General features: G+C 45.1%; 6 protein-coding genes and 4 tRNA genes. 1 reads left to right on the top strand and 9 read right to left on the bottom strand.

Annotation, left to right across the window (positions count from 1 at the left end; genetic code table 11):
• Positions 1 to 49: 49 nt before the first annotated feature.
• From L3V36_RS09415 to pncC, 9 genes are all read right to left on the bottom strand, one after another.
• Positions 50 to 126, bottom strand: a tRNA-Arg gene (locus tag L3V36_RS09415).
• Between the two features lie 85 nt (positions 127 to 211).
• A tRNA-Ser gene (locus tag L3V36_RS09410) sits at positions 212 to 304 on the bottom strand.
• A 48-nt stretch (positions 305 to 352) separates the two neighbouring features.
• Positions 353 to 429, bottom strand: a tRNA-Arg gene (locus L3V36_RS09405).
• Positions 430 to 475: 46 nt separating this feature from the next.
• Positions 476 to 568, bottom strand: a tRNA-Ser gene (locus L3V36_RS09400).
• A gap of 477 nt (positions 569 to 1,045) precedes the next feature.
• Positions 1,046 to 1,243, bottom strand: coding sequence for a carbon storage regulator CsrA (csrA, locus tag L3V36_RS09395; RefSeq protein WP_004415691.1), 198 nt, complete (start codon positions 1,241 to 1,243; stop codon positions 1,046 to 1,048).
• A gap of 92 nt (positions 1,244 to 1,335) precedes the next feature.
• Entirely contained in the window at positions 1,336 to 2,517 is a 1,182-nt protein-coding gene (locus tag L3V36_RS09390) for an aspartate kinase (protein ID WP_208775169.1), read from the bottom strand.
• A gap of 220 nt (positions 2,518 to 2,737) precedes the next feature.
• Complete coding sequence (gene alaS, locus L3V36_RS09385) at positions 2,738 to 5,320, bottom strand: alanine--tRNA ligase (protein WP_102448379.1); 2,583 nt, start codon at positions 5,318 to 5,320, stop codon at positions 2,738 to 2,740.
• Between the two features lie 323 nt (positions 5,321 to 5,643).
• A complete protein-coding gene (recA, locus tag L3V36_RS09380) occupies positions 5,644 to 6,684 on the bottom strand; it encodes a recombinase RecA (RefSeq protein ID WP_004735435.1) in 1,041 nt (346 codons plus the stop codon).
• 139 nt (positions 6,685 to 6,823) lie between these two features.
• On the bottom strand, positions 6,824 to 7,318 hold the full coding sequence (gene pncC / locus L3V36_RS09375; protein WP_102448378.1) for a nicotinamide-nucleotide amidase: 495 nt from the start codon (positions 7,316 to 7,318) through the stop codon (positions 6,824 to 6,826).
• Positions 7,319 to 7,442: 124 nt separating this feature from the next.
• Between pncC and mutS the strand changes: the two genes are divergently transcribed.
• Entirely contained in the window at positions 7,443 to 10,004 is a 2,562-nt protein-coding gene (gene mutS, locus L3V36_RS09370; protein ID WP_102448377.1) for a DNA mismatch repair protein MutS, read from the top strand.
• The last annotated feature ends 112 nt before the right edge of the window (positions 10,005 to 10,116 follow it).

Below are 10,116 nucleotides of genomic sequence, written 5' to 3'. Positions count from 1 at the left end.
AAAGCAAAACTAAACGTTCAACATCAGGATTAATGAAAACCCTAAATAGTGGTGCGCCCTGGAGGATTCGAACCTCCGACCGCCTGGTTCGTAGCCAGGTACTCTATCCAGCTGAGCTAAGGGCGCACGGTATCTTCAAGTGAAGAAGTTGTGAAATATATCACATTCTTGTTTCTACGAAACAAAAAAAAGGCCATAGGCCTGTAATGAATGGCGGTGAGGGAGGGATTCGAACCCTCGATGCGGCTACAAACCACATACTCCCTTAGCAGGGGAGCGCCTTCGGCCACTCGGCCACCTCACCTAATTCATTATTCTTATCCATTACTTCTTAACAAAGTAATCTAAAGAATGGTGCGCCCTGGAGGATTCGAACCTCCGACCGCCTGGTTCGTAGCCAGGTACTCTATCCAGCTGAGCTAAGGGCGCACATTGTTACTTCTGTGTTTGCTTGCAAATTCAAACGTGCAAGAAATGGCGGTGAGGGAGGGATTCGAACCCTCGATGCGGCTATAAACCACATACTCCCTTAGCAGGGGAGCGCCTTCGGCCTCTCGGCCACCTCACCGTCTTGCGGAGGCACATATTACGTTTTACCGAAAATATGTCAAACACTTTATTGAAAAAAACCGGACAAAAACATTCAACCGTTTGCAATTTAATCAAAGCGCTTGCAAATTGAACTTATAACATCCAATTAGCGCTTTTTCCCTTAAAAATTAAGGTGAAAGATTGGCAATAATTAACTGCGGAAAACAATTATCTAATTTATCTCGCAGTAAGTGTCACTGCTGATTGCACCATACTACGGGATGCTCTATTTCGCCATAGGGTAAGTCAGTAAAACTTGAACTATGGCAAACAAATATCATGATGCTTCAATAAGAGTTAACTCTGGTGGCTTGGCTTTTCTATATCAAGCACTCCATCCAGCATCTAAAACTAAACCAGCTAATGAATCAACCTATTGCTAAGTTGTGATTATGTGCACCCCAAGATCAAAAAAGGCTAGCAACAATGCTAGCCCCTCTTCTACGCAAAAGTATTAGTAGTTGCCAGATGCAACGTTACCATTACCTTTTTCAGCTTGAATGCGCATGTAGATCTCTTCACGGTGAACAGATACTTCTTTAGGTGCGTTAACACCAATACGTACTTGGTTACCTTTAACGCCTAGTACAGTAACTGTTACTTCATCACCAATCATCAGTGTTTCGCCAACACGGCGAGTCAAAATTAGCATTCTTTGCTCCTTGAGTAATCTCTAAATTTATCTAGCTACGAGAGCATTATCCAACAAAAGTTATATTTTCGTAAACTATCGATTGAGTTTATTTAACCAAAATGCACTTCTTTTTTAAGATAACCCTGTGTTTCACGCGCTACGATGTATGCATTGTGTAATATGTTAGCAGCTATATCGACTTGCGTTGGTGATATCACCAAAGTTAAAGACTGCTGCTGCAATAAGTGATGTTGTACATCAATTTCGCCTTCAGACAACAATCCATGTGAACTGACCACAATTTCTTGCGTTCGGCTTCCTACCACAGTTAACAAACTAACATATTCACTATTACGGATTTTTTCAGCAAAAACTAGTTTTAATTTAGCACTTATGTCCGGTTTGATAATGAGCGCTGCCCGTTCTGTTTCCTCGATCACACTACAGACTTCGATCCCTAACAACTGGCAATGCGACATGAGAGACGGTAAATCTTGATTCAAACACTCGATGCGAAGCATATCTCTTTGAATGGCTATCCCAGCAATATCATTCAAACAATCATTACCCGCGATGAGAGTGCCCTCGCCTTCTTCAAAACTCGAAAGTACTCTCAGTGGTACATTGTGTCGCCACGCATGCTGAACACATGGAAGGTGTAAAACCTTAGCGCCTCTGCGAGCCATTTCTTCCATAGAGGGAAAGTCTAAGGTATCTAATTTTTTAGATTGCTTAACCACTCTAGGGTCGCAGGAATATACGCCATCAACGTCGGTATAGATCTGACACTCTTTAGCTTGAAGCGCGCCCGCTAATGCAACGGCCGTGGTATCTGAACCACCTCGCCCTAAGGTTGTGATATCACCTTTCGCATTAACACCTTGAAAACCCGCAACAATGACAATCTGATCATCATCTAACAGCGCTCTAATAGGAGCGGTATCAATACGCTCAATCGTCGCATTATTATGATTAGAATCGGTGTGTATCTTGGCTTGATACCCAGTCATCGATGTCGCTTCATAACCCAACTTGTGCAACGTCATCGCTAACAAAGCCATGGAAACTTGTTCTCCAGCCGTTAACAGCACATCCAACTCTCTAGCATTTGGCACGCTATCAACTTGTGAAGCTAAGTTAACTAACCGATTTGTTTCACCTGACATAGCAGAAACGACAACCACGATCTGGTTCCCTTCATTTTTCGCTTCAATGATTTTTTCTGCTACATGATGGATCCGCTCTATTGAACCCACCGACGTTCCACCAAATTTCTGCACGATAAGAGGCATTTTCACCCGTCCTCACCTTCCCAAGACCAATGTCTATATATGACAAAAAAACACATACTCCGCGTCAGGGCGAAGCAATAAAAAATTAACCAAGGAGTCTAACGCCACCATTAGACTTCTTGGTTAATCTCAATCAAACCTTGTTTAAACACACTTCCAATAGGCAAAATAAAAGATGCCCAATCAACTGATTGGGCATCTTTGTATCAATTACTTAAGCTTAAAGACGCTCTTCTAGCCAAGTACGCACAGATTTAAGTGCTTCTGGCAGTGCTTCAACGTCGGTACCGCCCGCTTGAGCCATATCTGGACGACCGCCGCCTTTACCGCCAACTTGCTCAGCAACCATCTTAACGAGGTCACCCGCTTTTACTTTGCCGATAAGGTCTTTGGTTACGCCAGCAATCAAGCCAACTTTACCGTCTGCGATATTCGCAATCAGGATGATGCCGCTACCTACTTGGTTTTTAGCGTTATCAACCATAGTACGTAGGTTCTTGTTGTCTGCGCCTTCAATTGCAGCAACCAAAACTTTAGTACCAGAGATGTCTTCTACTTTGCCCATGATGTTTGCGCCTTCAGCTGCAGCCATCTTTTCTTTAAGCAGTTGGATTTCTTTCTCTAGCGATTTCGCTTTCTTAGCTGATTCAGCCAATTTCTCTTCGTAAGCGTTAGCCTGAGCTTCTACTGCATCTAGAGCAGCTTCACCCGTTACCGCTTCAATACGACGAATACCCGCAGCAATACCACCTTCAGAAGTGATCTTGAATAGGCCAATATCACCCGTGTTGCTTGCGTGGATACCACCACAAAGTTCAGTAGAGAAATCGCCCATTGACAGAACGCGAACTTCATCATCGTACTTCTCGCCAAACAGTGCCATTGCACCTTTTTCTTTCGCTGACTCGATGTCCATGATGTTGGTTTCAATCACGTGGTTCTTACGAACTTGTGCGTTAACCAAACGCTCTACTTCTTTAATCTGTGCCGGTGTTACCGCTTCAAGGTTAGAAAAGTCAAAACGTAGGTTGTCTGGCTTAACTAAAGAACCTTTTTGAGCAACGTGCTCACCTAGAACTTCGCGTAGTGCAGAGTGAAGTAAGTGAGTTGCAGAGTGGTTTAGTGAAATAGCAGCACGACGCTCAGCGTCAACAATAGCTTCTACTTTATCGCCTTGAGCAAATACACCTTCAACTAGCTCACCGTGGTGCGCAAATGCATTACCTAGCTTCTGAGTGTCTTGTACTTTGAATAGACCAGATGCTGTTTTTAGCGTACCAGCGTCACCACATTGACCGCCTGACTCAGCGTAGAATGGTGTCTCTTCAAGGATGATGATTGCTTTGTCGCCAGCCGATAGTGAAGATACTTCTTCGCCGTCAACAAATAGCGCAGAGATTTCACCCGCACCTTCAGTCGCTGTGTAACCACAGAACTCAGTGTTCGTGTCTACTTTGATCGTCGCGTTGTAATCAGTACCGAATTGGCCTGCTTCACGTGCACGCTTACGCTGTGCTTCCATCGCCTTCTCAAAGCCTTCTTCATCGATAGTAAAGTCGCGTTCACGAGCTACATCGTTAGTAAGGTCAGCAGGGAAGCCGTATGTATCGTAAAGTTTGAATACTGTTTCACCGTCAAGCTCTTTGCCTTCAAGTGCGTCTAATGCGTCGTTTAGGATAACCATGCCGCGCTCTAGAGTACGACCAAAGTTCTCTTCTTCGATGCGAAGTACTTTTTCAACAAGCTCTTGCTGTTTCTTAAGCTCTTCAGCCGCAGAACCCATCACTTCAGCCAGTACACCCACAAGTTTGTGGAAGAACACGCCTTGTGCACCAATCTTGTTACCGTGACGAACTGCACGACGAATAATACGACGTAGAACGTAGCCACGACCTTCGTTTGAAGGCATTACGCCATCAGCGATTAGGAATGAACAAGAACGGATGTGGTCAGCAATAACGCGCAGCGATTGGTTAGATAGGTCGTCGTGACCTACTACTTCTGCTGTCGCCTTGATTAGCTTTTGGAATACATCAATTTCGTAGTTAGAGTGAACGCCCTGCATGATTGCAGAGATACGCTCAATACCCATACCAGTATCTACAGCTGGCTTAGGTAGCGGTTCCATAGTGCCGTCAGCGTGACGGTTGAACTGCATGAATACGTTGTTCCAGATCTCGATGAAACGGTCACCATCTTCTTCAGGTGTACCAGGACGGCCGCCCCAAATGTGCTCACCGTGATCGTAGAAGATTTCAGTACATGGACCACAAGGACCTGTGTCACCCATCGTCCAGAAGTTATCAGATTCAAACTTCTTGCCGCCTTCTTTGTCGCCGATACGAACAATCTTGTCAGCTGGAATGCCCACTTTCTTGTTCCAGATTTCGAATGCTTCGTCATCTGTCTCGTAAACCGTTACTAACAGGCGATCTTTTGGCAGACCTAGTGTTTCAGTCAGGAATTCCCAAGCAAACCCAATCGCTTCTTCTTTGAAGTAATCGCCAAAGCTGAAATTGCCTAGCATTTCGAAGAATGTGTGGTGACGAGCCGTGAAACCTACGTTTTCAAGGTCATTGTGTTTACCACCCGCACGTACACAACGCTGAGCCGTAGTTGCTCGAGAGTAGGCACGCTTTTCGGCGCCTAGGAAGCAATCTTTGAATTGGTTCATACCTGCGTTAGTGAACAGCAGGGTTGGATCGTTATGTGGAACTAACGATGAACTGTCTACGATTTGGTGTTCTTTGCTCTCAAAGAACTTAAGGAACGCGTTGCGAACCTCATCAGTGCTCATGTACATGCAGCTCTTCCTGAAAATAGTCGAGTTAGAATTTTGCCGTATTGTAGATCATGGTTAAGGCTTCGACTAGTTTTCTTGTAGAAAAGACACCCTTGGGCAGGATTTTAGTTGGAAATCGATAAAATGAAGAATATTCCACTAGCTCAGATAGGGAACAAACAAAAAATTGGCAAGCTACCTCAAACAACCAAATAGATCTAGCAAGGCGCTGCAAGGATGGGGACAGATACTTTGACAAAAAAAGCCCCGCATAAAATATGCGAGGCTTCCTATTCTTTCAAAGCGGATGTTCCTTTCAAACACCCGCTCTATAAACCGTTAGCTTATAGCTCTTCGTTTTCTTCTTCTTTCTCTGCGCCTTTCTCTTCAAGAACAGCAGGAGTCAGTAGCAATTCACGAAGCTTAGTGTCAAGTTCCAGAGCGATCTCTGGGTTTTCACGTAGGTGCTTACAAGAGTTCGATTTACCTTGGCCGATCTTGTCGCCTTTGTAGCTGTACCAAGCGCCCGCTTTCTCAACTAGCTTATTCTTAACACCTAAATCGATAAGCTCACCTTCGCGGTTGAAGCCTTTGCCGTAAAGGATTTGAGTTTCAGCTTGTTTGAATGGTGCAGCAATCTTGTTCTTAACAACCTTGATACGAGTCTCGTTACCAACAACTTCATCACCATCTTTGATTGCACCAGTACGGCGAATATCAAGACGAACAGATGCGTAGAACTTAAGTGCATTACCACCTGTTGTTGTTTCTGGGTTACCGAACATTACACCAATTTTCATACGAATTTGGTTAATGAAGATAGCCATACAGTTAGACTGTTTAAGGTTACCTGTCAGCTTACGCATTGCTTGAGAAAGCATACGCGCTTGAAGACCCATGTGGCTATCGCCCATTTCGCCTTCGATCTCAGCTTTAGGTGTTAGTGCAGCAACCGAGTCAATAACAAGAACATCGATAGCACCTGAACGAGCCAGTGCATCACAGATTTCTAGAGCTTGTTCACCGGTATCAGGTTGAGATACAAGCAAAGCATCGATATCAACACCCAACTTTTGAGCGTAGATAGGGTCAAGTGCGTGTTCCGCATCCACGAATGCACACGTTTTACCCACTCTCTGCGCTGCAGCAATAAGCTCAAGCGTTAGCGTTGTTTTACCTGATGATTCTGGACCGTAAACTTCAACGATACGTCCCATCGGTAAGCCACCAGCACCTAGTGCGATATCTAGAGATAGAGAACCTGTAGAAATAGTTTCTACGTCCATTGTGCGGTTATCACCAAGACGCATGATAGAACCTTTACCAAATTGCTTTTCAATCTGACCAAGGGCTGCAGCTAACGCTTTTTGTTTATTCTCGTCCATTTCTATCTCCACATAATCGGTTGTTTCAACAAGCGACTTAGAATCTATTTCTAACCCACAAAGGGGTGACTAATTGGCTTTTATTATACTGTTGATTCATACAGTGTCTATACCTGTATGAAAATAATTTGTACAAATGTTACTTGTCTTCCATTGATAGGTAATCATAAATAACTTGTAAGGCATGGTACGTAGCTTGTTCGCGTACTTGTGATCTATCGCCTGTAAATACATGCGTTCCTACTTTGTTCCACCCATTTACTGCTTTCCAAGCAAAACACACAGTCCCTACCGGTTTATCTTCCGTGCCGCCGCCCGGGCCAGCAATACCGCTGATAGACACAGAAATAGTGCCGTTTGAATGTTGCAGTGCCCCGTGAGCCATTTCTATAACCACTGGCTCACTCACAGCACCAAACTCAACTAAGGTTTCAAGCTGAACACCGATCATCTCTTGTTTCGCTTCATTACTATAGGTCACGAAAGCACGGTCAAACCAAGCCGAGCTACCAGCAATATCCGTTACCGCGCTTGCAACGCCACCGCCAGTGCAAGATTCAGCCGTCACTAATACATGTTTATGCTTCGCAAGTAAGTGTCCGAGTTTTTCACTAAGAGCTTGAGTCGTCTGCATCTTTGGCTTCCCTTAATCTAGATGTATATCATTTGGATTTGCATCTTTTCGCATGTGTCGCTTTTCGCACGAAACGCTTTCACGTATCCTAAGCCGCAATAGAAATAAACGAAAGAAGTTAACTGTGAAAGCCGATCAAAAACATACTCCTATGATGCAGCAGTACCTAAAACTAAAAGCAGAAAATCCAGAAATTTTGCTGTTCTACCGCATGGGAGATTTCTACGAGCTTTTCTACGATGACGCTAAGAAAGCCTCTCAACTCCTCGATATTTCACTAACTAAACGTGGCTCTTCAAACGGTGAGCCTATCCCTATGGCGGGCGTTCCATACCATGCCGTGGAAGGTTATCTTGCGAAGTTAGTGCAGTTGGGCGAGTCCGTAGCAATTTGTGAGCAGATTGGTAATCCAGCAACTTCAAAGGGCCCGGTTGATCGCGCTGTCGTAAGAATTGTGACACCGGGAACTGTAACGGATGAAGCACTGCTTTCTGAGCGTGTTGATAACCTTATAGCCTCCATTTACCACCACAATGGTAAATTTGGCTACGCGACGCTTGATATTACTTCTGGTCGATTCCAACTATGTGAGCCGGAAACCGAAGAAGCAATGGCGGCAGAGCTACAAAGAACGTCACCGCGTGAACTGCTATTCCCTGAAGATTTCGAACCTGTAAATTTGATGGCAAGTCGTAATGGCAATCGCCGTCGCCCGGTATGGGAATTTGAATTAGATACAGCGAAGCAGCAACTGAATCAACAATTTGGTACTCGTGACTTAGTTGGTTTTGGTGTTGAAAGCGCAAAACTAGGTTTATGCGCTGCGGGTTGTCTGATCCAATACGTTAAAGATACGCAACGTACTGCCCTTCCGCATATCCGTTCACTCACAATGGATAAGCAAGATCATTCTGTGATCCTTGATGCGGCTACTCGCCGTAATTTGGAGATCACCCAAAATCTTAGTGGCGGCACCGATAACACCCTATCTGAAGTGCTTGACCACACCGCGACGGCTATGGGTAGCCGCATGCTTAAGCGTTGGTTACATCAACCCATGCGTAATATTTCAGCTCTTGACCAACGCTTAGATGCGATTGGTGAAATGAAAGATCTTGCTCTATTTACAGAGTTACAACCAACGCTGAAACAGATCGGTGATATCGAACGCATTCTTGCTCGTCTTGCTCTTCGTTCTGCACGTCCTCGTGATATGGCACGACTTCGCCAAGCGATGGAATACCTACCAGAGCTTGCTGAAACGCTGACGCAACTTAAGCACCCATACCTAGCTCAGCTTGCTCAGTATGCTTCTCCTGTGGATGAAGTATCTGAACTGCTTGAGCGTGCGATCAAAGAGAACCCACCCGTGGTTATCCGCGATGGTGGTGTGATAGCAGAAGGCTACAACGCCGAGCTAGATGAATGGCGCGACCTTGCTGCAGGTGCAACCGAGTTTCTGGATAAGCTTGAGCAAGAAGAGCGTGAACGTCACGGTATCGACACGCTAAAAGTTGGCTACAACAACGTCCACGGTTTCTTCATTCAGGTAAGCCGCGGACAAAGCCATCTTGTGCCACCACACTATGTTCGCCGCCAAACGCTGAAAAATGCAGAACGTTACATTATTCCTGAGCTGAAAGAGCACGAAGACAAAGTTCTCAGCTCTAAATCGAAAGCCCTAGCTATCGAGAAGAAGTTGTGGGAAGAGTTGTTTGATTTGTTACTGCCTTATCTAGAGCGACTACAAAACATTGCATCTTCAGTGTCTCAGCTTGATGTTCTACAAAACTTAGCTGAACGTGCAGACACCCTTGATTACTGTCGTCCAACCATGACAGAGTCTGCTGGTGTACAAATTCAGGCTGGTCGTCACCCCGTTGTTGAACAAGTGATGGACGAACCCTTTATTGCTAACCCTATCGACCTCAACGATCAACGTAAGATGCTGATCATCACTGGTCCAAACATGGGTGGTAAGTCGACCTACATGCGTCAGACCGCACTCATTGCGCTGATGGCTCATATCGGTTGTTATGTACCAGCAGAAAGCGCGACGATTGGCTCTATCGACCGTATCTTTACGCGTATTGGCGCATCGGATGATTTAGCTTCGGGTCGTTCAACCTTCATGGTTGAGATGACAGAGACCGCGAACATTCTGCACAACGCGACACCAAATAGCCTTGTATTAATGGATGAAATCGGTCGTGGTACCAGTACTTACGATGGTCTGTCTCTGGCTTGGGCAAGTGCTGAATGGCTAGCCAATCAAATCAATGCGATGACACTATTTGCAACGCACTACTTTGAGCTAACTGAACTACCAAACCAAATACCAACCTTAGCGAACGTACACTTAGATGCGGTTGAACATGGCGACAGCATTGCCTTTATGCACGCAGTTCAAGAAGGTGCAGCAAGTAAATCTTACGGCCTTGCGGTTGCTGGATTGGCTGGTGTACCTAAAGCGGTAATCAAAAATGCACGCGCGAAGCTGACTCAGTTAGAGGCATTGAGTATCGACTCTCCGACATCAAAGCCAAGCGGCGTTGATATCGCTAACCAACTGAGCCTGATACCTGAACCGAGTGAAGTAGAACAAGCACTTGCGAATGTTGATCCAGATGATCTGACACCTCGCCAAGCATTAGAAGAGCTCTACCGTTTGAAGAAGTTGCTTTAGTCCCTTTCCAAGTAGCTTGCTATTGTCGTTTTGTACTGTCGCTTAAGTCAGCAGCATAAAATACAAAAACCACAAACAAAAAAACGCTGACTTAAAGTCAGCGTTTTTATTT

The organism is Vibrio sp. G-C-1 (genome assembly GCF_021728015.1).
In the GTDB taxonomy this organism is placed as follows: Bacteria; Pseudomonadota; Gammaproteobacteria; order Enterobacterales; family Vibrionaceae; genus Vibrio; species Vibrio splendidus.
Note: the sequence above shows the minus strand (reverse complement) of the source record. Positions and strands in the feature narration are given on the sequence as shown.

Bases quoted from the DNA above. Each gene is read 5' to 3' on its own strand.
- L3V36_RS09390 (WP_208775169.1), bottom strand. From the start codon at position 2,517: ATGCCTCTTATCGTGCAGAAATTTGGTGGAACGTCGGTGGGTTCAATA.
- alaS (WP_102448379.1), bottom strand. From the start codon at position 5,320: ATGTACATGAGCACTGATGAGGTTCGCAACGCGTTCCTTAAGTTCTTT.
- recA (WP_004735435.1), bottom strand. From the start codon at position 6,684: ATGGACGAGAATAAACAAAAAGCGTTAGCTGCAGCCCTTGGTCAGATT.
- pncC (WP_102448378.1), bottom strand. From the start codon at position 7,318: ATGCAGACGACTCAAGCTCTTAGTGAAAAACTCGGACACTTACTTGCG.
- csrA (WP_004415691.1), bottom strand. From the start codon at position 1,243: ATGCTAATTTTGACTCGCCGTGTTGGCGAAACACTGATGATTGGTGAT.